The organism is Mycobacteriales bacterium (assembly GCA_035690485.1).
Lineage (GTDB): Bacteria > Actinomycetota > Actinomycetes > JAFAQI01 > DASSKL01 > DASSKL01.
Window position 1 is genome coordinate 1 of record DASSKL010000051.1, and the last position, 23,891, is coordinate 23,891.

Here is a 23,891-nt window from a genome sequence, read left to right on the forward strand (position 1 = left end):
CAGCTGGCCCATCTCGTCGGCCAGGGTCGGCTGGTAGCCCACCGCGGAGGGCATGCGGCCGAGCAGCGTCGACACCTCGGACCCGGCCTGGGTGAACCGGAAGATGTTGTCGATGAACAGCAGCACGTCTTGCTTCTGCTCGTCACGGAAGTATTCCGCCATCGTCAGCGCGGCCAGGGCGACCCGCAGCCGGGTGCCCGGCGGCTCGTCCATCTGACCGAACACCAGCGCGGTGTCCTTGAGGACGTCGGCCTCCGCCATCTCGAGGTAGAGGTCGTTGCCCTCGCGGGTGCGCTCGCCGACGCCCGCGAACACCGAGCGGCCACCGAACTGCTGCGCGACGCGGCGGATCATCTCCTGGATGACGACGGTCTTGCCGACCCCGGCGCCGCCGAACATCCCGATCTTGCCGCCGCGCACGTAGGGCGCGAGCAGGTCGATGACCTTGATGCCGGTCTCGAACATCTCGGTCCTGGGCTCGAGGTCCTCGAGCTTCGGCGCGGGCCGGTGGATCGGCCAGCGCTTCGTGACCGCGGTGTCCGGGTCGTCGAGGGACTGCCCGAGGGTGTTCCACACGTGCCCGAGCGTCTCGTCACCGACCGGGACGCTGATCGGGGCGCCGGTGTCCTCGACCGGCACGCCGCGAACCAGGCCGTCGGTGGGCTGCATCGAGATGCAGCGCACCTGGTTGTCACCGATGTGCTGCGCGACCTCGAGCGTCAGCGTCAGCGTCTCCCCGCCCAGGGTGCGGTCGACGTGCAACGCGTTGTAGATCTCGGGCATGTCGTCGGGTGCGAACTCCACGTCGACGACGGGCCCGATGACCCGGACGACGCGTCCTGCCCCGCCGGACGACGTCCCCGGGCGCTCCTGGAGCGTGGCGGTCATGTCTACTCACTTCCCTGACGGAGAGCCTCGGCGCCGCCGACGATCTCCATGATCTCTTGGGTGATCTCTGCCTGCCGCGCGGAGTTGGCCTCGCGGGTGTAGGTCTTGATGAGCTCTTCCGCGTTGTCGGTCGCCGACTTCATGGCCCGGCGCCGGGCGGCGTGCTCGCTGGCAGCCGCCTCGAGCATCGCGGAGTAGAGGCGGCTCTCGACGTAGCGCGGCAGCAGCCGGTCGAGCACGGTGTCGAGGTCGGGCTCGAACTCGTAGAGCGGCAGCGGCCCCTCGGGGGGCGGCTCGTCGGTGTACTCGACGATCAGCGGCAGCACCCGGCGGGCGACCGACCGCTGGGTCAGCGAGGACACGAACTCCGTGAAGACCAGGTGGATCTCGTCGACGCCGCCGTCGGCAGAGCCGGTCACGAACGACTCGATGAGCGCGTCGGCGACCTGCTTGGCGTCGGCGTAGGACGGGCTCTCGGAGAAGCCCGTCCACTGCCGGCTGACGTCGCGCCCCCGGAACCGGTAGTAGCCCACCGACTTTCGACCGACGAGGTAGGGCACGACCTCCTTGCCCTCGGACCGCAGCAGCGAGGAAAGCTCCTCGCCGGTGCGGATCGCGTTGGCGTTGTAGGCGCCGGCGAGCCCCCGGTCGCTCGTCACCACGAGCACCGCGGCGCGGCTCGGGTTGTCGCGCTTGGTCAGCAGCGGGTGGTCGATCGTGCTCTGGCTGGCGATGGCCGACACGACGCCGGTGATCGCCTCGGCGTAGGGCCGAGCCGCCTCCATGCGCTGCTGCGCGCGCACGATGCGCGACGCGGCGATGAGCTCGAACGCCCGCGTGATCTTCTTGGTCGACTGGACCGACCGGATCCGCTGGCGGTACTCCCGGAGTTGGGCTCCCATCGGCTAGACGGCCTCTGCCCGGGGCTGGCTCTCGCGACGGTAGGCCTGGATGGCCTCCTGGCCCACCTCGCCCGCCTCCATGGCCTCGGCCGGCGGCTCGTTGCTGGCGAGCGGCTCGCCGCTCGACGGGGCGAAGCCCTTCTTGAAGTCGGTGATGGCCACCGTCAGCGACTCGACCGTGGAGTCCTCGAGCTTTCCGGTCTGCAGGATCGAGTCGTAGATGCCCTGGTGGTGGCGGCCGACGTAGTCGAGGAACTCCGACTCGAACCGGCGGATGTCGGCGACCGGCACCTCGTCGAGCTGGCCGGTGGTGCCGGCCCAGATCGAGACGACCTGGCGCTCGACCGGGAACGGGGAGTACTGCGGCTGCTTGAGCAGCTCGACCAGCCGGCTGCCTCGCTCGAGCTGGCGCTTGGACGCCTGGTCGAGGTCGGAGCCGAACGCCGAGAACGACTCCAGCTCGCGGTACTGCGCGAGGTCGAGGCGCAACCGGCCGGCGACCGACTTCATCGCCTTGACCTGGGCGTTGCCGCCGACCCGGGAGACCGAGATGCCGACGTTGATGGCGGGGCGTACGCCGGAGTTGAACAGGTCGGTCTGGAGGAAGATCTGCCCGTCGGTGATCGAGATGACGTTGGTCGGGATGTAGGCCGAGACGTCGTTGCCCTTGGTCTCGATGATCGGCAGGCCGGTCAGCGACCCGCCGCCGAGCTCGTCGGACAGCTTCGCGCAGCGCTCGAGCAACCGCGAGTGCAGGTAGAAGACGTCGCCGGGGTAGGCCTCGCGGCCGGCCGGGCGACGCAGGAGCAGCGAGATGTTGCGGTAGGCCTCGGCCTGCTTCGACAGGTCGTCGAAGACGATCAGCGCGTGCTGGCCTTGGTACATCCAGTGCTGCGCGATGGCGGAGCCGGCGTAGGGGGCGATGTACTTGAACGCCGCGGGGAACGACGCCGGGGCGGCGACGATCGTGGTGTACTCCAGCGCCCCGGTCTCCTCGAGCGTCGAGCGCACCTGCGCGATCGTCGAGCCCTTCTGGCCGACGGCGACGTAGACACACTTGACCTGGCGCTTGGGGTCGCCGCTCTTCCAGTTGTCGCGCTGGTTGATGATCGCGTCGAGGGCGACCGCGGTCTTGCCGGTCTGCCGGTCGCCGATGATCAGCTGGCGCTGGCCGCGGCCGATGGCCGTCATCGCGTCGATCGCCTTGATGCCGGTCTGCAGCGGCTCGGTGACCGGCTGGCGGGCCATGACGTTGGGGGCCTGCAGCTCGAGCGCGCGCCGCTCGGTCGCCGGGATGTCGCCCTTGCCGTCGAGCGGGCGGCCGAGCGGGTCGACGACGCGGCCGAGGAAGCCGTCGCCCACCGCGACGGCGAGGATCTCGCCGGTACGGCGTACCTCCTGGCCCTCCTCGATGTGCTGGGCGTCGCCGAGGATGACGCAGCCGATCTCGCGGACGTCGAGGTTGAGTGCCAGCCCGAGGACTCCGCCGCTGAACTCCAGCAGCTCGTTGGTCATCGCCGAGTGCAGGCCCTCGACCCGCGCGATGCCGTCGCCGGTCTCGGTGACCACGCCGACCTCGTCACGGGTGGTGCCCGGCTCGTAGGTAGCCACGATGCTCTCGAGCGCGTCGCGGATCTCCTCCGGACGGATCGTCAGCTCGGTCAATGCGAACACTCCTTGTGTGGACTCAGACGCGGCCGGGTCGACCGGCCAGGTGACGCCTCGCGGCGTTGAGCTTGCGCAGCACGCTGGCGTCGATGAGCTCGTCACCGATGCGCACGGTCATGCCGCCGAGGATCGACGGGTCGACCACGACTTGCAGGCGCACCTCGTGCCCGAACTCCCGTGCGAGGGCGTCGGCGAGGCGGGTCTGCTGGTCGGCCGTCAGGGCGGTCGCCGTGACGACGCGGGCGACCAGCCGCGAGCGGCGCTGCGCGGCGACGGACGTGAACTCCTCGAGCACCCGCTCGATCGTGCGGCCGCGCGGGTGCAGCACGCCCTGCCTGACGAGTGCCACCGTGACCGGCGCGACCTTGCCGTCGAGCAGCCGGCGGACCAGCTCGCTCTTGCGCTCACCCGGCAGGTGGCGGTCGGTGAGAGCCGCACGCAGCGCGGGCTCACCGTCGACGATGCGCTCGAACCGGAACAGCTGGTCCTCGACCTCGTCGAGCTGCCCGCTGCGCTCCGCGCCGGTCAGCGCCGCGTCGACCGCCAGGGTCTCGAGCGAGTCGACGACGTCGCGCGACTCCGACCACCGGCGACCCGCGGCCAGCCGCACCAGCGCGACCGTGCCCGGCGTCACCTTGCCGGTCAGCAGGCTGTCGACGACGCGCACCTTGTCCTCGGCGCGCAGGCCGGGATCAGAGATCGCCCGGCGCAGCGGTCCGCTGCCGGCGACGAGGGCCGTGACGGCGAACAGCTCGTCGGACAGCTGGTGGAGGGTGGCGGCGTCGACACCGGCGGTTTCGGCCGCAAGGGCCTCCCGCAACGCTGCCAACGAGTCCCGGCTGGATCCCTGCATGACTACCGCGACGCCCCGACCTCGGCCGCCGAGGACTCGCCGATGTCGGCGATGAAGTCGTCGACCAGCCGCTGCTGCCGCGCGTCGTCACGCAACGACTCGTGCACGATCTTCTCGGTGAGCTCGAAGGCGAGCTTGCCGACCTCGCCGCGCAGCGACATCAGGATCTGCTGGCGCTCGGCGGCGAGCCGGTCGTCGAGCGCCTTGACCTGCTCCTCGCGGTAGGCCGCTGCCTCGGCGCGGGCCTGCTCGAGGATCTGCGCCCGCTCGGCGGTGGCCTCCTCACGCAGCCGCGTGACCTCGCGACGCGTCTCGGCGAGCGCCTCTTGGTACTCCTGGCGGCTGCGCTCGGCTTCCTCGCGCGCGTTGGCGGCCTCCTCCAGCTGCTGGCGGATGGCCTCCTGCCGCCGCTCGATCGCCGCGGAGATCGGCGGCAGGATCTTCTTCCAGAGGATCCAGAGCACGACGAGGAAGCACAGCAGCTCGAAGAAGAACGTGCCGTTGGGGATGAGGAAGTTGTTGGTGCTCTCGCCCTTGGCGGCGAGCACGAGACCAGGGTGCATGAGCAATCAGCTCACTTGCCGAGGACGAAGACGAACAGCGCGGCGAACGCCAGGTTGATGAAGTACGCCGCCTCGACCAGGCCGACGGTCAGGAAGAACTGACCGGTCAGCTGGCCCTGCGCCTCGGGCTGCCGCGCGATGCCGCTGATCAGCGCGTTACCGGCGAGACCGTCACCGATACCGGCGCCGATCGCACCGCCGCCGAGCGCGAGGCCACCACCGACGAGACCGCCCGCGGTTGCGATCGCACTGTTGAGGTCGTGTACAGCCACTGCTACTCCTTGGGGACGGGACGGCTTCTCGTCGAGCGCGTCTCGGTGCTGGTCGGGGTCAGTGCTCCTCGGCGACGGCGAAACCGAAGTAGAGGATCGTGAGGAACGCGAAGATAAAGGCCTGGATCGGGAAGATCAGCCCGGCGTCGAAGAGCTTCCAGATCACGTTGGCCGGGCCGTAGAGCCAGAACCACGACACCGGCAGCAGCGAGATCACCGCCAGCATGATGCCGCCGGCGAGGACGTTGCCGAACAGACGCAGGGAGAGCGAGAGCGGGTTGACCAGCTGCTCGATGATCAGGACCGGGCGGCGGATCGCCGGCTGCGCCGTGAACCAGTCGGTGACGTAGCGGCGGCCCTTGCGCTTGATGCCGAGCGAGATGTAACCGATCATCACCGCGAGCGTCAGCGCGAACGTCAGGTTGGTGTCGGAGGTAGGCGGTGGCAGCCGCTCCGGGTGGTGGCCGGACGGCAGCCACTCGAACCAGTTGGCGAACAGGATGAAGAAGAACAGCGAGAAGCCCATCGGCACCAGCCAGGAGGGCACCTCGTGGCCGACGGCGTCGCGGACGTAGGTGCGCACCTGGGTGAGCACGGTCTCGACGACGACCTGCATCTTGCCGGGGACCTCGCTGCTGGCGACCCGGGCCACGAGATACATCACCAGCACGGTCACGAACGAGGCGATCGCCGTCGTGTACATCGTGTCGATGTTGAAGGTCATGCCGAGGAAGTGGAACTGCGGGTGGACGCCGACGTCGATCGACCCGGCCGCCAGCACCTGCCCGGTCGCCGCAGTCATGGCCGGATCACCCGGCGCAGCGGCGGCGCGACCATGAGCACCATGACCAGCTGGAACACCATGAGCCCGACGAAGACCGTCCAGCCCATCGGCCGGTAGGCGAGGGCGACGAGGAAGGCGATCAGCGTCATCAGCCCCAGACGGCGGGCCGAGGAGGTCACCGCCGGGCCCCGCCAGCGCTCGCCGGCCTGCTGGGTGCCGTCGACGAGCTTCTCGGTGTCGGTCCAGAGCCGGCGGGAGTTCCAGCCGCCGAGCGCCAGCCCAGCGCAGATGAACAGGCCGGCGAGTGGGTAACCGGTCAGTGCGCAGGCAATAACGGCCGCAGTCCCGACGAGTGCTGCCAGGACCAGAGCGAAGCGGTAGCCGCGCGCGACGGCGCTCCACTGAGCGTCGAGGGCCACGATCAGTCCTTCGGCTTTGGCGCCCCCCTGCTGGGGCGTCTGAGGGGGTCGTGCGGGGTCAGGGCGCAGGGCCTGCTGACGCGTCCGAGGATACCTGCAGCGCCGAACAACGGTGCGGCGGGGTCGGTGCCGTGACGCACCCCACCGCGCGCGTGGGAAGGGAGCGCCCGCTCAGTGTCGGCGAGCGGCGAGCAGCGCCGGCAGGCGGCTCGCGACGAGCAGCACGACGGCGACCGCGCCCCCGATCGAGAGCACCAGAGCCGGGCCGCCGGTCAGCGCGATCGCGACCGCGGCACCGGCCAGCAGGGCGGTCCAGAAATACATGATCACGACCGCCCGCCGCTGCGAGTGGCCGATCTCCAGCAGCCGGTGATGCAGGTGGGCCTTGTCCGGCGAGAACGGCGAGCGCCCGGCCCGGGTCCGGCGCACGACCGCGAGCAGCAGGTCGACGACCGGGATCGCCAACAACCCCAGCGGCAACAGCAGCGGCAGCAGGGCCGGGCCGAGCTCGAAGCTGGTGACCGCGCTCGCATCGAGCTGGCCGGTGAGGCTGACCGTCGCCGCGGCGAGCATCAGCCCCAGCAGCATCGACCCGGAGTCGCCCATGAACACCCGGGCCGGGTTGAAGTTGTGCGGGAGGAACCCGATGCACGCGCCCGCGAGCACCGCGGTGATCAGCGTCGGCGGGGTGGCCCGGTCGAGGTGGTGCACGACCGACAGCTCGTAGGAGTAGGTGAAGTAGGCGAGCGCGGCGATCGCGACAACGCCGGCGGCGAGCCCGTCGAGACCGTCGATGAAGTTGACCGCGTTGACGGTGAGCACGACGAGCAGCACGGTCGCCGGGACGCCGACCTCGGGAGTGAGCACGAGCGTGCCGTAGCGCGGCACCGGCAGGTAGAGCAGCTGCAGGCCCTGGAGCACCATGACGCCCGCCGCGAGCACCTGGCCCGCGAGCTTGGTCAGCGCGTCGAGACTCCACTTGTCGTCGACCGCCCCGAGCAGCACGAGCAGCCCGCCGCCCATGAGCACCCCGCGGGCCTCGGACGTGGTGAAGATCCGCTGCAGGGTCGGCAACCGGCTCGCCACGAGCAGGCCGGCGGCGACTCCGGCGTACATCGCCAGGCCGCCGAGGCGCGGCGTCGGGATCACGTGGACGTCGCGCTCGCGGACCTCGGTGAAGGCGCCGATGGACAGGGCTATGCGGCGGGCGACCGGCGTGAACACGTAGGCGACCGCCGCGACGACCGCCGCGGTGAGGACGTATTCACGCACCGGTCTAGGACAGCGGGTAGGCCGGGTGGGCCTGCACCAGGGCGGAGACGCCCCGGCGGATCTCCTCGGCGGCGCTGCCGTCGCTGTCGCGCACGGCCCGGCCGAGCAGCGACGCGATCTCCTTCATGTCGCCCTCGGTCATGCCCTGGGTGGTGACCGACGGCGTGCCGACCCGCACGCCGGAGGTGACCATCGGCGGCTCGGGGTCGAACGGGATGGCGTTCTTGTTGAGCACGATGCCCGCGGCGCCGCAGCGGGCCTCGGCGTCGCGGCCGGAGACGCCGGCCTCGCGCAGGTCGATGAGCGACAGGTGCGTGTCGGTGCCGCCGGACACCGGCCGCAGCCCTTCGGCCGCGAGCCCGTCGGCCAGCGCCTGGCAGTTGAGGATGACCTGGCGCGCGTAGGCCTGGTAGGCCGGCTGCAGCGCCTCCTTCAGCGCCACCGCCTTCGCCGCGACGGCGTGCATGAGCGGCCCGCCCTGGCTGAACGGGAACACCGCCTTGTCGATGCGCTGGGCCAGGTCTTGCTTGCAGACGATCATGCCGCCGCGCGGGCCGCGCAGCACCTTGTGGGTGGTGAAGCTGACGACGTCGGCGTAGGGAACCGGGCTCGGGATCGCCTTGCCCGCGACGAGCCCGATGAAGTGGGCGGCGTCGACGAGCAGCCACGCGCCGACCTCGTCGGCGATCGCGCGGAAGGCGGCGTAGTCGATGAGCCGGGGGTACGCCGTCGCGCCACAGATGATCATCTTCGGCCGGTGCTGCAGCGCGAGGGCACGCACTTCGTCGTAGTCGATCAGCTCGGTGTCCTCGCGCACGCCGTAGGGCACCACGTCGAACCACTTGCCCGAGAAGTTGACCTTGCTGCCGTGGGTGAGGTGGCCGCCGTGCGGCAGGCTCATCGCGAGCACCGTGTCGCCCGGCGCGAGCAGCGCGGCGTAGACCGCGAAGTTGGCCTGGGCGCCGGAGTGCGGCTGGAGGTTGGCGTGCTCGCAGCCGAAGAGCTCCTTGGCGCGGGCGATGCCGATCTCCTCGGCCCGGTCGACGACCTCGCAGCCGCCGTAGTAGCGCTTGCCGGGGTAGCCCTCGGCGTACTTGTTCGACAGCGTCGAGCCGAGTGCCGCGAGCACTGCCGGAGAGGTGAGGTTCTCACTGGCGATCAGCTGCAGCCCGCCGCGCAGCCGGTCGACCTCGTCGAGCAGGACCCGCGCGATCTCGGGGTCTTCTGCCTGCAGGGCCCGGAAGTCGGGCCCCCAGAACGGCATGTCACTCATCGCGTGGTCTCCCCGGTCGCGCGGTCGCTTCACTCTAGTGCTCCGGCGCCGACCGGCGGGCCGCGCCGCTCAGGCCTCGACCGGCGGGTCCTCGTCGTCGTGGACCCACAGGACTTCGCGCAGCCGCTCGGTCGAGATCGCGCCGCGCCGCAGCACCCGGGGCGTGCCGCCCGTGACGTCGACGATCGTGCTGGGCTCCGAGCCGGCGCACGGCCCGCCGTCGAGGTAGACGTCGACGGAGTCGCCGAGCTCCTTCTGCGCCTGCTCGGCGTCGAGGGCCGCCGGCATGCCGCTGCGGTTGGCGCTGGAGACGGCCATCGGCCCGGTCTCGCGCAGCACGTCGAGCGCGATGGGGTGGTCGGGCATGCGGACGGCGACCGTGCCGCGGGCGTCGCCGAGGTCCCAGGCGAGGTGCGGCGTGTGCCGCAGCACGAGGGTCAGCGCGCCGGGCCAGAACGCGTCGACGAGCTGGCGGGCCTCCTCGGGGAGCCGGTCGGCGACGGCGTAGAGCGCGTCGCGGGAGGCGACCAGCACGGGCACCGGCATGTCGCGGCCGCGGCCCTTGGCCCGCAGCAGCTTGCCGACCGCCTCGGGCGAGAACGCGTCGGCGCCGATGCCGTAGACCGTGTCGGTCGGCATGACGACCAGGGCGCCGCGGCGTACGGCGCTCGCGGCAACCTTGATGCCGGCCTCGCGCTCCATGTCGTCGGAGCAGTCGTAGACGAGGTTCACGCCGCCGCCTCCACCCGCCGGACGGCGGTCACGAACCGCGGCCGCCCGGTCAGGTCGCGGTGGTCGGCCACGTCGGTCCAGTGGTCCGCCGGGAAGAGCGCGGGAGCGGTGTCGCCCTGCCCGTCGGAGTGCTCGGCCGCGAGGACGCCGCCGGGGCGCAGCAGCCGGCGGCCGGTGCGCTCGACGACCCGCAGGACGTCGAGCCCTTCGCCGCCCGCCCACAGCGCGCTGCCGGGGTCGTGGTCACGGACCTCCGGGTCGACGCGGTCGCGCTCGTCGTCACCCACGTAGGGCGGGTTGCTGACGACGAGGTCGAAGAGGCCGTCGAGACCGTGCAGCGCGTCGGCGGCGTCGGCGAGGTGCAGGCGGACCCGTTCCTCGCCGGCGACGTTGCGCCGCAGCCAGGAGTAGGCCAGCGGCTCGCGCTCGACCGCATGCACCCGGGCACCCGCGTGCTCGTCGACGATCGACAGCGCGATCGCGCCGCTGCCCGCGCACAGGTCGGCGACCAGCGGGCGGTCGCAGTGCCGCAGGGCCTGCAGGCACCACTCCACGAGCACCTCGGTCTCCGGCCTCGGCACGAAGACACCCGGCCCGACGGCGAGCTCGAGCCGGCGGAAACCAGCGACCCCGGTGACGTGCTGCAGCGGCTCCCGGGCGGCGCGGCGAGCGACCACCTCGGCGTAGCGCTCGGCCTGGCGGGCGTCGAAGCCGCGAGCCAGCCCGACCTTGCCGCGCTCGATGCGCAGCACGTGGGCGGCCAGCTCGATGGCGTCCTGGCGCGGCGACGACACGCCCGCGGCGGCCAGCCGGGCCTCGGCGGCGGCGAGATGGCTGCGCAGGTCGAGCAGCTCCCCGGTCTCGACCGGCGCCGTGTCAGTCGCCATGCGTGCCCACCCCTGCCACCTCCGCCTGCGCTAGCTTGCTGTCGTTGTCGGCGTCGACCAGCGCCTGGATCAGCGCGTCGAGGTCGCCGTCGAGCACCTGGTCGAGGTTGTAGGCCTTGTAGCCGACCCGGTGATCGGAGATCCGGTTCTCCGGGAAGTTGTAGGTGCGCACCCGCTCCGACCGGTCGACCGTGCGCACCTGGCTGCGCCGCTCGGCGGCGGCGGCGGCATGCGCCTCCTCCTCGGCTGCCGCGAGGAGCCGGGCGCGCAGGATGCGCAGCGCCTGCTCCTTGTTCTGCAGCTGGCTCTTCTCGTTCTGGCAGGAGACGACGATGCCGGTCGGGAGGTGCGTGATGCGTACGGCGGAGTCGGTGGTGTTGACGCTCTGCCCGCCGGGGCCGCTGGAGCGGTAGACGTCGATGCGCAGGTCGTTCGGGTCGATCGTGACGTCGACCTCCTCGGCCTCCGGCATCACCAGCACGCCGGCCGCGCTGGTGTGGATGCGACCCTGCGACTCGGTGACGGGCACCCGCTGCACCCGGTGCACGCCGCCTTCGTACTTCAGCCGGCTCCAGGTGCCGCCTGCGCGCGCGCGGACGGCGATCGTCGCGTCCTTGTAGCCGCCGAGGTCGGACTCGACGGCGTCGAGGACCTCGGTCTTCCAGCCCTGCCGCTCCGCGTAGCGGAGGTACATCCGCACCAGGTCGCCGGCGAACAGCGCCGACTCCTCGCCGCCCTCCCCCGCCTTGACCTCGAGGATGACGTCCTTGTCGTCGTTCGGGTCCTTAGGCAGCAGCAGGTGCCGCAGCCGCCCGGCGACCTCGTCGCGCTGCGCCTCCAGCGTGATCACCTCGTCGGCGAACGACGCGTCGTCGGCGGCCAGCTCCTGCGCCGTGGCGATGTCGCCGTCGAGCGACTGCAGGCTGCGTACGGCGTCGACGACGGGGCCGAGCTCGGCGTAACGGCGGCCGAGCGTGCGCGCCCGCGACCCGTCGGCGTGCACCGACGGGTCGGCGAGCTGCCGCTCCAGGTCGGCGTACTCCGCAAGCAGGTCGTCGTACAACGGGCTTCTTCTCTCCGAACGGCTTCGTCCCCGGACACGGCAACGGCGCCGGCTCCAGGGCTCACCCCTGAGACCGGCGCCGTCGGACAGCTAGCTGGCGGATGCCTTCTTGCCGTAGCGCTTCTCGAACTTGTCGACGCGACCGCCGACGTCGAGGATCTTCTGCTTGCCCGTGTAGAACGGGTGGCACTGCGAGCAGACCTCGGCGTGGATGACGCCGCCGGACGCGGTGCTGCGGGTCGTGAACGAGTGACCGCAGGAGCAGACGACCTGCGTCTCGCGGTAGTCGGGGTGGATGTCGGGCTTCACAAGCTCTCCTCGAGTCTGGCGGTCGCCGGGTCGCCTCCTGGCGTGAACCGGTCCCGCGCTCTCAGTGTGCCATCGGTGCAACGCGCCGGTGGGCGACGGTATGCCGGGCCGGCCGGCGGGTCAGTCCTGCGGCACCGGCGAGGTCTGCTGCACCTGCAGCAAGAACTCGTAGTTGCTGTGGGTCTGCTTCATCTTCTCGAGCAGCAGCTCGAGCGCCTGCTGCATGTCGAGCGCGTGCAGCACCCGCCGCAGCTTCCAGACGATCTGGAGCTCCTCGGGCGACATGAGGATCTCCTCCTTGCGGGTGCCGGAGGCGTCGACATCGACGGCCGGGAAGATCCGCTTGTCGGCGAGCTTGCGGTCGAGCTTCAGCTCCATGTTGCCGGTGCCCTTGAACTCCTCGAAGACCACTTCGTCCATGCGCGAGCCGGTCTCGACGAGCGCGGTGGCGAGGATCGTCAGCGAACCGCCGTTCTCGATGTTGCGCGCCGCCCCGAAGAACCGCTTGGGCGGGTAGAGCGCGGTGGAGTCGACACCACCGGACAGGATGCGCCCGCTCGCCGGCGCGGCGAGGTTGTAGGCGCGGCCGAGCCGGGTGATCGAGTCGAGCAGCACGACGACGTCGTGACCGAGCTCGACCAGGCGCTTGGCCCGTTCGATCGACAGCTCCGCGACGATCGTGTGGTCCTCGGCGGGGCGGTCGAACGTCGAGGCGATGACCTCGCCCTTGACCGACCGCTGCATGTCGGTGACCTCCTCCGGCCGCTCGTCGACGAGGACGACCATGAGGTGGCACTCGGGGTTGTTCTTGGTGATGGCGTTGGCGATCGCCTGCAGCACCATCGTCTTGCCCGCCTTCGGCGGGGACACGATGAGGCCGCGCTGGCCCTTCCCGATCGGGGCGATGAGATCGATGATCCGGGTCGTCATGATCGCCGGATCGGTCTCGAGCCGCAGCCGGTCCTGCGGGTACAGCGGCGTCAGCTTGCTGAAGTCGACCCGGTTGCGGGCGTCGTCGGGGCTCATCCCGTTGACCGTGTCGAGGCGGACCAGCGCGTTGAACTTCTCGCGCCGCTCGCCCTCCCGCGGCTGGCGGACGGCGCCGGTGACCGCGTCACCCTTGCGCAGGCCGTTCTTGCGCACCTGGGCCAGCGAGACGTAGACGTCGTTGGGCCCGGGCAGGTAGCCGCTGGTCCGGACGAAGGCGTAGTTGTCGAGGACGTCGAGGATGCCGCCCACCGGGATGAGAACGTCGTCCTCGGTGATCAGCGGCTCGCTGTCGCCACCGAACCGCTCGCGGGTGCGGCCCCGCCGGTCGCGGTAGCGGCCCCGGCGGCGGCGAGCGCCACCCTCGCCGTCGTCGTCGCGTCCGTTGGCGTACTGGTCGCGGCCGTCCTGCTGGCGCGCGCCGCCCTCGCGATCGTCACGCGCACGATCGTCACGCGGTCGGTCGTCGGCCGGCCGCTCGTCGGTGCGCTCCTCGCGGGAGCGCTCGTCGCCTCGCTGGTCGCCGGGACGGCCGTTGGCCCGCTGCTCGCGGACGCGGTCGTCACGACGGGGCTCGCGGCGCGGCGCCGTGTCGTCGTCGCGCGACCGCTCGGGGCGGCGCTCGTCGTGGCCGTTGTTCTCGGACCGGTCCCGCTGCTCGTGGCTGCGGTGCTCGGGAGTCGAGCGCTCGGTGTTGCGCTCCTCGGCGCTGCGGTAGTCGCTGCGGTGCTCGGTGGTCTGGTGCTCGGCCGCGCCGTTGCTCGGCGCGTGGCCGTTGGGGGTCGCGGCCGGGACCGGCTCGATGGTGTCGGCGGTCCGCTGGCGGTCGACCGGCGCGGCGCCGGTGCCGCCGCCCTGCCGCTCCTGGATCGCGGCGATCAACTGGCTCTTGCGCAGGCGCGCGGTGCCACTGATGCCGAGTCCGGCGGCCATCTCCTGCAGCTCCGGAAGGAGCATCGATGCCAGCCCGCGACCGCGGCGCGGCCGGGCGGTCGACTCGCCCTGGTCGGAGGAGTCACCGGCCGACTGGTTCGGCAGGAGTTCGGTGGTGTCGCTCAAATCGGGTCCTTCCCTGCGACGGCTCACCGCGTCAGAGATGCGCTGGTGGCCAGGTGGAGAGCGACCGGCGCTGGTACGCCGGATGTTCACCCGCCGCGGTCGCGACGGGGAGTCAGAGGGGTAGCACGGTCACACCGACATCACGTGGGGACGCTGTGCTGCTCCTACGTTATCGGTCGCCGCTCACCCGGGCAACAACATCCCCCACAAAGAGTGACGGGTGTCGGCGGTGTGAACCGGACCGGCGAGCGGCGCCCGGGCACCTCGTGAGGCCGAGCCTGCGGCCGGTCATTGATGGACAACGTTCGCGGCCCGCGGCGCATTCCGCGCCACTCGCGCGCCTCGCTCTCGCGCGTCCACCCTCGCCAGGGCGGGACGTCAGCCGACCCGAGCACCCGCGGTGTCGACGGCGAGCGCCCGAGGCGCCCAGCGGTGCCCGGCCAGCGCGATCGCCCGCTCGTGCCCCTCCACGGGTCCGAGCACGAGCACGGTCGGGCCGGAACCCGAGACGACCGCGGCATGTCCCTGTGCCCGCAGCCGCTGCACGAGCTCCGTCGTACGCCGCAACGAGGCCGCTCGGTAGGACTGGTGCAGGCGGTCCTCGGTCGCGTCGAGCAGCAGCTCGGGCCGCCGGCCGAGGGCCTCGACGAGCAGCGCGGCCCGGCCGGCGTTGGCCGCCGCATCGGCGTGAGGGACCTGGTCGGGCAGGACCGTGCGGGCGTGCGCGGTCGACGACTTCTCGTCGGGCACGAACACCAGCGGCGCGATCGACGGATGGACCGGCAGCCGGACGGCACGGGGTCCGCCGTCGTCGTACCAGGCGACGGTCAGGCCGCCGAGCAGGGCGGCGGCGACGTTGTCGGGGTGGCCTTCCATCTCGGTGGCCAGCCGCAGGGCGGCGGTGTCGTCGAGGGCGCGGTCCACCACGAGCGCTCGAGCGGCCACGATGCCGGCGACGATCGCCGCCGCCGACGAGCCGAGGCCGCGCCCGTGCGGGATGCGGTTGTCGCAGCGCAGCTCGAGACCCGGTGGCTGGGCGCCGAGCACGTCGAAGGCGGCCCGCATCGCGCGCACCACCAGATGTCCCTCGTCGCAGTCCAGGTCGGCGGCGCCCTCCCCCGCCGCGTCGACGGACAGTCCCCCCGCGCCGACCCGGACGGTCACCTCGTCGTAGAGGCCCAGCGCGAGCCCGAGCGCGTCGAAGCCCGGCCCGAGGTTGGCGCTCGACGCCGGCACCCGCACTCGTACCGGCGTGGTCGCGAAGGACAGGCTCACAGACCCAGCGCCTCCGCGGCCGCGTCGGACTTCGCGGGGATCGTGGTCGGTGCGGGTGCGCCGGCGATCGCCCACTCGGGGTCCTTGAGCCCGTTGCCGGTGACCGTGCACACGACCCGCAGGCCGGCGGCGAGCGTGCCTTCGGCCCGCGCCTTGAGCAGGCCCGCGACGCTGGCCGCGCTGGCCGGCTCGACGAACACGCCCTCCTCGCGCGCGAGCAGCCGGTAGGCCGCGAGGATGTCGCGGTCGGTGACCGCCTCGATCGCGCCCCCGGACTCGTCGCGGGCGGTGAGCGCCTGCTGCCACGAGGCCGGGTTGCCGATCCGGATCGCGGTCGCGATGGTCGAGGGCTTCGCGACCGGCTTGCCGGCCACGATCGGCGCGGCGCCGGCGGCCTGGAAGCCGCGCATGACGGGGCGGCGGGTGGCCGGGCCGAAGTCGGCGTACTCGCAGAATCCCTTCCAGTACGCCGTGATGTTGCCGGCGTTGCCGACCGGCAGGCAGTGCACGTCGGGTGCGTCGCCGAGCATGTCGACGATCTCGAACGCCGCCGTCTTCTGCCCTTCGATGCGGAACTGGTTGACCGAGTTGACGAGGCTGACCGGGTAGTGGTCGGCGAGCTCGCGGGCGAGGTCGAGGCAGTTGTCGAAGTTGCCGTCGACCTGCAGCAGCCTCGCGCCGTGGACGAGCGCCTGGGCCAGCTTGCCCATCGCGATCTTGCCGCTGGGGACGAGGACCGCGCAGATCATGCCGGCGCGTACGGCGTAGGCCGCGGCCGAGGCGCTCGTGTTGCCGGTCGAGGCGCAGATGACGGCTTTCGCGCCCTCCTCGGCGGCCTTGCTGATCGCCATCGTCATGCCGCGGTCCTTGAAGGACCCGGTCGGGTTCGCGCCCTCGACCTTCAGCCACACGTCGCAGCCGGTGCGCTCGGACAGCCGGGCGGCGGGCACCAGCGGGGTGCCCCCCTCGCTCAAGGTGACCACCGGCGTCGCGTCGCTGACCGGCAGCCGCTGGCGGTACTCCTCGATGATCCCGCGCCACAGGTGGGTCACGTCGCCTGCTCTCCCTCGACCCGCATGACACTGGCGACGGCCCGGACGACGTCGAGCCGGCGCAACCCCTCGACCGTCGCGGACAGTGCCGCGTCGCTGGCGACGTGGGTCACCAGCGTCAGGCTCGCGTCGTCGCCGTGCCCCTCCTGGCGCACGGTCAGGATCGACACGTCGTGCACCGCGAACGCCTGCGCGACGCTCGCCAGCACGCCCGCCTTGTCGGCGACGTCGATCCGCACGTGGTAGCGGGTCTCGGTCTCCCCCATGGGCGCGACCCGCAGGTCGGCGTAGGCCGAATCGCCCGCGCCACGCGCACCGGAGAGCCGGTTGCGGGCGACCGTCACGAGGTCGCCGAGAACGGCGCTGGCCGTCGGGGCACCGCCGGCGCCGCGGCCGTAGAACATCAGCGAACCGGCCGCGTCGGCCTCGACGAAGACGGCGTTGTACGCCTCGCGGACGGTCGCGAGCGGGTGGCTGCGCGGGATCATCGCCGGGTGCACGCGCACGCTGACGCTGCGCCCGTCGCGGCCGCGCTGGGCGATCGCGAGCAGCTTGACGACGCTGCCCATCTCCCGGGCGCTGGCCACGTCGGCGGCGGTCACGTCGGTGATGCCCTCGCGGTGCACGTCGGCCCCGGTGACCCGGGTGTGGAAGGCCAGCCCGGCGAGGATCGCCGCCTTGGCCGCGGCGTCGAAACCCTCGATGTCGGCCGAGGGGTCGGCCTCCGCGTAGCCGAGCGCCTGCGCCTCCTCGAGCGCCTCGGCGAAGCCGGCACCCGACTCATCCATGCGGGTCAGGATGTAGTTGGTGGTGCCGTTGACGATGCCCAGCACGCGGGTGACCCGGTCGCCTGCGAGCGACTCGCGGATCGGCCGCAGGATCGGGATGGCACCGGCGACCGCGGCCTCGTAGTACAGGTCGGCGTCGCCCTTACGGGCCGCCTCGTGCAGTGCGGCCCCGTCCTCGGCGAGCAGCGCCTTGTTGGCGCTGACGACCGAGGCGCCCCGCGCGAAGGCGCCGAGCATCAGGCTGCGCGCCGGCTCGATGCCCCCGATGACCTCGACGACCACGTCGACGTCGTCGCGCGCGACGAGGCCGGCGGCGTCGGTGGTGAACAGTGACCGGTCGGCCGGCAGGTCGCGGTTGCGGTCGGGGCGGCGTACGGCGATGCCGGCGAGATCGAGCGGAGCGCCGACGCGGTGGGCCAGGTCGTCGCGGTGCGCGTGCAGGAGGCGTACGACCTCGCTGCCGACCACCCCGCAGCCGAGCAACGCGACCTTCACCGGCCGGCTCACGCGGCTTCCCGGTGGATGCATCGCAAGGCGAAAGGGAGCGATGCGCGCCCGGAGGGCACGTGAGCGAGCGACAACGCAGCGGGGGGCCGCCCGGGAGTCGCGTTCATGCGTCGGCGTCCAGGCGCAGGAGGTCGTCCTCGGTCTCGCGTCGCACGATCACCCGGGCCCGCCCGTCGCGGACCGCGATCACCGGCGGGCGCGGGACGTGGTTGTAGTTGCTGGCCATCGATCGGTGGTAGGCACCGCTCGCCGGCACGGCGATGAGGTCGCCGGCGGACAGGTCGCCCGGCAGCATCGTCTCCTTGACGACGATGTCGCCGGACTCGCAGTGCTTGCCGGACACCGTCACCCGCCGTCCCTCCGCGGTCGACGCCCGGGAGGCGATCACCGCCATGTAGTGCGCGCCGTAGAGAGCGGTGCGGATGTTGTCGCTCATGCCCCCGTCGACGCTGACGTAGGTGCGCAGGCCGGCGAGCTCCTTGATGGTGCCCACCTCGTAGACAGTGATCGTCGTCGGCCCGGCGATCGCGCGGCCGGGCTCGACGGCGAGGCGAGGCAGCGGGTAGCCGGCCGCCGCACACTCCTTGCTGACGACGGCGGTGAGCCGCTCGACGAACTCGTCGACGGGCAGGGGGGCGTCCTCAGTCGTGTAGGCGATGCCGGGGCCCCCGCCGAGGTTGAGCTCGGGCAGCTCGACCTCGTGCTCGTCGCGGATGGCGGTCAGCAGGCCGACCATGCGGTGCGCCGCCAGCGCGAACCCCTGCGTGTCGAAGATCTGCGAGCCGATGTGCATGTGCAGACCGACGAGCTCCAGCGACGGCAGCTTCACGACCCGGCGCACGGCCTCGGCCGCCGCTCCCCCGGCCAGCGAGAAACCGAACTTCTGGTCCTCCTGGCCGGTCGCGACGTACTCGTGGGTGTGCGCCTCGACGCCGGGCGTGACCCGCACGACGACCCGCTGCCGGACGCCCATCTCCTCGGCCAGCGCGGCGACCCGCGCGATCTCCTCGAACGAGTCGAGGGCGAACCGCCCCACCGAGTAGGCGAGACCGCGGCGGATCTCCGCGCTCGACTTGTTGTTGCCGTGGAAGATCAGGCGCTCGGCCGGGAAGTCGGCCTTCTGCGCGACGGCCAGCTCACCACCGGTCGAGACGTCGAGCGACAGCCCCTCGTCGGCGACCCAACGCGCGACCGCCGTACACAGAAATGCCTTGCCCGCGTAGTAGACGTCGCCGCCGGGCAGCGCCTGCCGCCACGCCCGGCACCGGGCGCGGAAGTCGTCCTCGTCGAGGACGTAGGCCGGGGTGCCGAACTTCTCGGCGATGTCGCGGACGTCGAGGCCGCCGACGTGGAGCACGCCGTCGACCCGGCGCGCCGTGCGCGGCCAGACGTCGGGCTCGAGGTCACCGACCTCGGGGAGGGTGGTCATGCCCGGTCACATCCGCTCCGGCGCCGACACGCCGAGCAGGCCGAGTCCGTTGGCCAGCACGGTGCGGGTCGCCTCGCACAGCCACAGCCGTGCACGAGTCAGGTCGGTCGCTTCCTCGTCGCCCATGGGCAGCACCCGGCAGGCGTCGTAGAAGCGGTGGTAGGTGCCGGCGAGCGCCTCGAGGTAGCGGGCGACCCGGTGCGGCTCGCGCAGCTCCGCGGCGCCGGCGACCACCCGCGGGAACTCGCCGAGCGCGCCGAGCAGGTCGGCCTCGCGCTCGTGGTCGAGCAGCTGCGGGCGGAAGTCGTCGCCCTTGCGTACGCCGATCTCGTCGGCGTTGCGCAGCAGGGAGGCGATGCGGGCGTGGGCGTACTGCACGTAGAAGACCGGGTTGTCGTTGGTCTGCCGGGTGATCTCGGCGAGGTCGAGAGTGAGCGGCGAGTCGTAGGAGGAGCGGGCGAGCGAGTAGCGGGCGGCGTCGACGCCGACCGCGTCGACGAGCTCGTCGAGGGTGACCACGTTGCCGGCCCGCTTGCTCATGCGCACCGGTTCGCCGTCGCGGACGAGGTTGACCAGCTGGCCGATGAGAACCTCGATGTTGGTGTCGGGGTCGTCGCCCGCGCAGGCGGCCAGGGCCTTGAGCCGGCCGACGTAGCCGTGGTGGTCGGCGCCGAGCATGTAGACGCAGCGCTCGAACCCGCGTTCGCGCTTGTTGATGTAGTAGGCGGCGTCGGCGGCGAAGTAGGTCTTCTCGCCGTCGCTCTTGACCAGCACGCGGTCCTTGTCGTCGCCGAACTCGGTGGTGCGCAGCCAGATCGCGCCGTCCTGGTCGTAGACGTGGCCCTGGCGGCGCAGCTCGTCGAGGGCGTGCTCGACGGCGCCGGTCTCGTGCAGCGTGCGCTCCGAGAACCACACGTCGAACTCCACGCCGAACCGCTCGAGGCTCTGGCGCATCTCCTCGAGCATCACCCGGTAGCCGGCCTCGCGGAACCGCTCGGTGGCCTCCTGCTCCGGGGCCTCGAGGATGCCCGGCTCCTGGGCGACCACCTGCCGGGCGACGTCGGCGACGTAGGCCCCGCCGTAGCCGTCCTCGGGCGCCGGGCGCCCGTGCGCGGCGGCGTACACCGACTCGCCGAACCGCTGCATCTGCACGCCGGCGTCGTTGACGTAGTGCTCGGCGGTGACGTCGGCGCCGGCCGCCTCGAGCAGGCGGCGCAGCGAGTCACCGACCGCGGCCCAGCGGGTGTGCCCGAGATGGACCGGGCCGGTCGGGTTGGCGGAGACGAACTCCAGGTTGATGCGCAGCTTGGCGAGCGTGTCGCTGGTGCCGTAGGTGTCGCCGGCCACGACCACCGTGCGGGCGATCTCGCCGAGCGCCGACTCGTCGAGCCGGATGTTGAGGAAGCCGGGTCCGGCTACCTCGACGCTGGCGACACCGGGGCTCTTGCGCAGCTCGGCAGCGAGAAGCTCGGCGACCTCACGCGGCGGCCGGCCGGCGGGCTTGGCGAGCTGCATCGCGACGTTGGTGGCGTAGTCGCCGTGCTCCTTGACCTTGGGCCGCTCTACGGTCACCGTCTCCGGCAGGGGTACGGCGAGCGCGCCGGCGTCGACGGCAGCCCGGACCGCCGCGACGACGGCGTCCGAGAGCTCCGCCGGGGTCACGCATTCGAGGCTATCGCAGGGAAAGCGCTGCTCAGGCGCGGCGAGAAGCGGCCCGGACCCGCCGCTAGAGACCCTTCGGGAAGTTGTACGACGCCGGCGGCTTGGGCAGGTTGCCCTTGGCGCCGTAGACGATGGCGATCTCCTCGTGCGGCTTCAGCGCGATCTCACCGGGGTCGCCCTCGTAGGGCACGCCGTCGACCGCGAACGCGATCTCGTGACTGCCGTCGGCGCACAGGCCGCCGACGCAGGTGGAGCTCAGCCGTACGCCCCACTCGGTGAACAGCTGGCCAAGGGTGAACTTCGCGTTGCGCTCGGCCTCCACGTGCAGGACGCCGTCGGGGGTGTGCGTGTGCAGCGGCGAGATGGCCACCGCCTGACCGTTCTTGAACACGATGCCGATGTCGGCGGGCACCGTGACCGGCTTGCCGTCATCGATGATGTCGAGGTGCGCGTGGTAGTGCACCAGCGTCTTTTCCGAGGTGAACGCCGGGAGGCCGGCGGCGTCGACGTACTTGGCGTTGTCGTGCATCGGCGCCGGCCACGGCGGCGGGGTGGTGCGTAGGTCGACCGTCGTCGTGGCCTCGTGCTTCTGTGCCTGCTCGGCCTTGCCTGGCTGGACCGGCTTCGGCCCCCCGCACGCGGCGGCGGTGGAAGCGAGCAGGGCGGCGAGGGTCACGGCGGTGAAGACGTTGCGGGTAGGCACGGCGGCTACCTGCCCTCCGCGGTGGTCTGCATGCGACTCACTCCGCGTCCTCTTCGGCCAGCCGGCGCACCGTGGACACCAGGTCGTCCGGGTCGAAGGGCTTGGTCAGGTAGGCGTCGACCCCGATCTGGTCGCCGCGCCTGAGATCGGCCTCCTGGGCGCGCGCGGAGAGCAGCACGACCTTGATGTGCTCGCGCTTGGGGTCGCTGCGCAGGCGCTGCGCGGTCTCCCACCCGTCGAGGCCCGGCATCATGACGTCGAGGGTGACGACGTCGGGTGCGACCTCGTCGATCGTGGCGAGACACTCCTCGCCATCAGCGGCGGTGAACACCTCGAAGCCCTCCAGCTCGAGGTTGACGCTGATGAGCTGGCGGATGACGTCGTCGTCGTCCACGACGAGCACTCGCGGGGGCCGGCTCATGATCGGCAGGCTATCCGCCCCGACGCCCTCGGGAGCCGGAACAACAGTCATACTGGTGAGGCGTCGATGCCCCGCCGGGGCCGCGGCCCCCGTAGCTCAGGGGATAGAGCACTGCCCTCCGGAGGCAGGGGCGCAGGTTCGAATCCTGCCGGGGGCACCAACGAAATGGCTGGTCAACCGCGTGAAGGGTATCGCGGATGGCCAGCCATTGTTGATCTTTCCATCAGTTTTCCATCAACTTCCATCAACGTCTGCGCGATTGCCCTGCACTGTCGCGCCACTTGCCCCACGCGCTCGGCAGCGGGTCCATGACTTGATAGCGCGACCGCAACGACGCGGCGGACGATGACCGAGAGGGTGTGGGCGCGTCGAGCTCATCCGCTTCGGCGAGAGGATGAGCCATGGCCCTCAACATCGCGGATGAGGAGTGGTCGGTCGACCAGGCAGCGGCCGTCTGCCGCTGGTACGCCGAGGCGGTGCCGGACACACTCACCTACTACGACTTCGGTGGCTCGGACGCGGACCCACACCCGCACAACACCGTGGATCTCTCCGACGCTGGCCGTCTGGTAGTGATCAACGCTCGGCTCGGCGCAGACGACGTGCCCTTCATGATTCGGCGTGCCGAGAGCGCGCCGTGGGCTGCCGTCTCGCCAACAGACGATCTCCTGCAACTCGAGTGGCAGGGACTCCTAGACCGAGCCGAGCACCTCTACCGGCACTTCCGGCCGGCGACAGGTCGCCGGCTCGGGCCGACCCGGACGCACAAACTGCTCCACCTCAAACGGCCCCACGTGTTCCCGATCGTCGACAGTGTGGTCCGGGAGACCTACGGCGACCGCGCCCGTGCCGAAGGTGGTCGCTACTGGCCCGTCCTTGCTCAGGAGATCCAGGACAACCGGGCCGCCTATGAACAGCTCAAGGCCAGGCTGGCAAGCGAGCGCGTCGGCAGGCTCACCGTGCCCAGGCTGCACGACATCCTGGTCTGGTCCCTCCACGGTCGCCGCGGTCAGGAGGCTCGGCGGGTGGCTGCAACCGCCGCAGATCTCGCCTGACCGGCGTGTTCAGCCGAAATTTCGGCCGGGGCGGCTCCGAGGGCAACTCTCGGGGCGACTCTGAGGGCAATCGCCCCGCCGAGCCTGAGGGACATGACCTGTCCACAGGGCGCCGGATCTCCCTTGACCCCCTCACCACAGGGGAGGTATGTCCTTACCAGCAGTGATCGCGGCGTTTTCCCCGACGCGTCCTTTTCGCCCGAGGGTGAGGCTCCGCAACTAAGGAGCCGCCAGATGACCGCGGTCAGGTTGAGGGGGTGGCACTCGGCGCCTGCGTGGGCGCCGTGGTCCTCGCTGGCTGCTCATCCGGCGATGGCAGCACGCCCGCGGCACAGAAGTCGACGACGCGGCCCCCACCGTCGGTCGCGACCTCGACATCGACCACCTTCTCCCCCGCCCAGACGGCGGTGATCAAGGCCTACACCGACTTCTGGAAGGCGCTCGCGCCCGCCTCACACGCGAAGACGGCGGCCGAGCAACTGACTCTGCTGACGCCAGTAACGACGGACCCGGAGCTCTCGCAGCTGATCAGCGGGATCGCATCGGAGCGCGACAAGGGACGCGCCTTCTACGGGGTAGATCAGCCTCACGTGAGCAAGGTCGCGATCACCGGCGGCCATGCGGACCTCGTCGACTGCCAAGACAGCTCCAGCGCCGGGGTCGAATCGATGAAGACCGGCAAGAAGCTCACCGTCGGCGTAGCCGCTCACCCCGTGCGCACGACCCTACTGAAACGCGACGGGAGCTGGAAGGTCTCGACCGTCAGCTATCCGCCAGCCGGGACGCAGTGCTGATGCGGGCGGCAGCTCGAGCGGTGGCTATCGCCGGAGCGACGTCTTTGGCCATGAGCCTGCTGCCGGCAACCATCGCACTAGCGGGAGATGGCGGCCCGGTCGTCGTCAGCACCGACAGCCACGACGGCGTCGTACGGTCTCGGCGGAGCGCCAGGCGGCGTTGTTCTCCCGGACTCGGGCTCGTTCGGCCTTCTCGTCGTCGCTGAGCGGGCCTGAGCGAGCGGGCAGGCTGCCGCCGCACCGGGGGGTGTGGCCGTGGCCGGTCGGGTCGGTG

General features: G+C 71.5%; 24 protein-coding genes and 1 tRNA gene. 3 read left to right on the top strand and 22 right to left on the bottom strand.

What is annotated here, in order from left to right:
- The 22 genes from atpD to VFJ21_06595 form a co-directional block, all read right to left on the bottom strand.
- Nucleotides 1-888, bottom strand: an 888-nt coding sequence (gene atpD / locus VFJ21_06490) for a F0F1 ATP synthase subunit beta (protein ID HET7406771.1), incomplete at its 3' end; no start/stop codon positions are given.
- A gap of 2 nt (nt 889-890) precedes the next feature.
- On the bottom strand, nt 891-1,790 hold the full coding sequence (locus VFJ21_06495) for a F0F1 ATP synthase subunit gamma (GenBank protein HET7406772.1): 900 nt from the start codon (nt 1,788-1,790) through the stop codon (nt 891-893).
- 3 nt (nt 1,791-1,793) lie between these two features.
- Complete coding sequence (gene atpA / locus VFJ21_06500; protein HET7406773.1) at nt 1,794-3,455, bottom strand: F0F1 ATP synthase subunit alpha; 1,662 nt, start codon at nt 3,453-3,455, stop codon at nt 1,794-1,796.
- Between the two features lie 22 nt (nt 3,456-3,477).
- Complete coding sequence (locus VFJ21_06505; GenBank protein ID HET7406774.1) at nt 3,478-4,311, bottom strand: F0F1 ATP synthase subunit delta; 834 nt, start codon at nt 4,309-4,311, stop codon at nt 3,478-3,480.
- A gap of 2 nt (nt 4,312-4,313) precedes the next feature.
- Nucleotides 4,314-4,874: a F0F1 ATP synthase subunit B gene (locus VFJ21_06510; protein ID HET7406775.1), complete on the bottom strand. Its 561-nt coding sequence runs from the start codon at nt 4,872-4,874 to the stop codon at nt 4,314-4,316.
- Between the two features lie 11 nt (nt 4,875-4,885).
- Nucleotides 4,886-5,146, bottom strand: a complete 261-nt coding sequence (locus VFJ21_06515; GenBank protein HET7406776.1) for a F0F1 ATP synthase subunit C — start codon at nt 5,144-5,146, stop codon at nt 4,886-4,888.
- A gap of 58 nt (nt 5,147-5,204) precedes the next feature.
- Nucleotides 5,205-5,948 carry a F0F1 ATP synthase subunit A gene (atpB, locus tag VFJ21_06520; GenBank protein ID HET7406777.1) on the bottom strand — a complete coding sequence of 248 codons (744 nt, stop codon included), beginning with the start codon at nt 5,946-5,948 and terminating at the stop codon, nt 5,205-5,207.
- Nucleotides 5,945-6,349 (bottom strand): hypothetical protein, encoded by a 405-nt coding sequence (locus VFJ21_06525; GenBank protein ID HET7406778.1) that lies wholly within the window; start codon nt 6,347-6,349, stop codon nt 5,945-5,947. The genes atpB and VFJ21_06525 overlap by 4 nt, the downstream gene beginning before the upstream one ends.
- Before the next feature lie 171 nt (nt 6,350-6,520).
- Complete coding sequence (locus VFJ21_06530) at nt 6,521-7,621, bottom strand: MraY family glycosyltransferase (GenBank protein ID HET7406779.1); 1,101 nt, start codon at nt 7,619-7,621, stop codon at nt 6,521-6,523.
- 4 nt (nt 7,622-7,625) lie between these two features.
- Nucleotides 7,626-8,894 carry a serine hydroxymethyltransferase gene (glyA, locus tag VFJ21_06535; protein ID HET7406780.1) on the bottom strand — a complete coding sequence of 423 codons (1,269 nt, stop codon included), beginning with the start codon at nt 8,892-8,894 and terminating at the stop codon, nt 7,626-7,628.
- 69 nt (nt 8,895-8,963) lie between these two features.
- Nucleotides 8,964-9,626 (bottom strand): L-threonylcarbamoyladenylate synthase, encoded by a 663-nt coding sequence (locus tag VFJ21_06540; GenBank protein ID HET7406781.1) that lies wholly within the window; start codon nt 9,624-9,626, stop codon nt 8,964-8,966.
- The gene (gene prmC, locus VFJ21_06545) at nt 9,623-10,513 is read right to left on the bottom strand and encodes a peptide chain release factor N(5)-glutamine methyltransferase (protein HET7406782.1); all 891 of its coding nucleotides are present in this window, start codon (nt 10,511-10,513) and stop codon (nt 9,623-9,625) included. The genes VFJ21_06540 and prmC overlap by 4 nt, the downstream gene beginning before the upstream one ends.
- Nucleotides 10,503-11,576: a peptide chain release factor 1 gene (gene prfA, locus VFJ21_06550; protein HET7406783.1), complete on the bottom strand. Its 1,074-nt coding sequence runs from the start codon at nt 11,574-11,576 to the stop codon at nt 10,503-10,505. Before prfA ends, prmC begins: the two co-directional genes overlap by 11 nt.
- A gap of 90 nt (nt 11,577-11,666) precedes the next feature.
- Nucleotides 11,667-11,885, bottom strand: coding sequence for a 50S ribosomal protein L31 (gene rpmE / locus VFJ21_06555; protein ID HET7406784.1), 219 nt, complete (start codon nt 11,883-11,885; stop codon nt 11,667-11,669).
- Between the two features lie 120 nt (nt 11,886-12,005).
- A complete protein-coding gene (rho, locus tag VFJ21_06560) occupies nt 12,006-13,931 on the bottom strand; it encodes a transcription termination factor Rho (GenBank protein HET7406785.1) in 1,926 nt (641 codons plus the stop codon).
- 378 nt (nt 13,932-14,309) lie between these two features.
- Nucleotides 14,310-15,206, bottom strand: a complete 897-nt coding sequence (thrB, locus tag VFJ21_06565) for a homoserine kinase (GenBank protein ID HET7406786.1) — start codon at nt 15,204-15,206, stop codon at nt 14,310-14,312.
- Nucleotides 15,203-16,258 carry a threonine synthase gene (gene thrC, locus VFJ21_06570; GenBank protein ID HET7406787.1) on the bottom strand — a complete coding sequence of 352 codons (1,056 nt, stop codon included), beginning with the start codon at nt 16,256-16,258 and terminating at the stop codon, nt 15,203-15,205. Before thrC ends, thrB begins: the two co-directional genes overlap by 4 nt.
- On the bottom strand, nt 16,255-17,574 hold the full coding sequence (locus tag VFJ21_06575; GenBank protein ID HET7406788.1) for a homoserine dehydrogenase: 1,320 nt from the start codon (nt 17,572-17,574) through the stop codon (nt 16,255-16,257). Before VFJ21_06575 ends, thrC begins: the two co-directional genes overlap by 4 nt.
- Before the next feature lie 82 nt (nt 17,575-17,656).
- Nucleotides 17,657-18,982, bottom strand: coding sequence for a diaminopimelate decarboxylase (lysA, locus tag VFJ21_06580; protein ID HET7406789.1), 1,326 nt, complete (start codon nt 18,980-18,982; stop codon nt 17,657-17,659).
- Nucleotides 18,983-18,988: 6 nt separating this feature from the next.
- The gene (gene argS / locus VFJ21_06585) at nt 18,989-20,644 is read right to left on the bottom strand and encodes an arginine--tRNA ligase (protein HET7406790.1); all 1,656 of its coding nucleotides are present in this window, start codon (nt 20,642-20,644) and stop codon (nt 18,989-18,991) included.
- A gap of 64 nt (nt 20,645-20,708) precedes the next feature.
- Nucleotides 20,709-21,347 (bottom strand): hypothetical protein, encoded by a 639-nt coding sequence (locus tag VFJ21_06590; GenBank protein HET7406791.1) that lies wholly within the window; start codon nt 21,345-21,347, stop codon nt 20,709-20,711.
- Nucleotides 21,348-21,384: 37 nt separating this feature from the next.
- Nucleotides 21,385-21,768 (bottom strand): response regulator, encoded by a 384-nt coding sequence (locus tag VFJ21_06595; protein ID HET7406792.1) that lies wholly within the window; start codon nt 21,766-21,768, stop codon nt 21,385-21,387.
- A gap of 85 nt (nt 21,769-21,853) precedes the next feature.
- Here VFJ21_06595 and VFJ21_06600 point away from each other — a divergent pair.
- The 3 genes from VFJ21_06600 to VFJ21_06610 all read left to right on the top strand — a co-directional run bounded on the left by VFJ21_06600 (nt 21,854) and on the right by VFJ21_06610 (nt 23,617).
- Nucleotides 21,854-21,928, top strand: a tRNA-Arg gene (locus VFJ21_06600).
- A 241-nt stretch (nt 21,929-22,169) separates the two neighbouring features.
- Complete coding sequence (locus VFJ21_06605) at nt 22,170-22,823, top strand: DUF6308 family protein (GenBank protein ID HET7406793.1); 654 nt, start codon at nt 22,170-22,172, stop codon at nt 22,821-22,823.
- A gap of 257 nt (nt 22,824-23,080) precedes the next feature.
- Complete coding sequence (locus tag VFJ21_06610; GenBank protein ID HET7406794.1) at nt 23,081-23,617, top strand: hypothetical protein; 537 nt, start codon at nt 23,081-23,083, stop codon at nt 23,615-23,617.
- Nucleotides 23,618-23,891 lie beyond the last annotated feature (274 nt).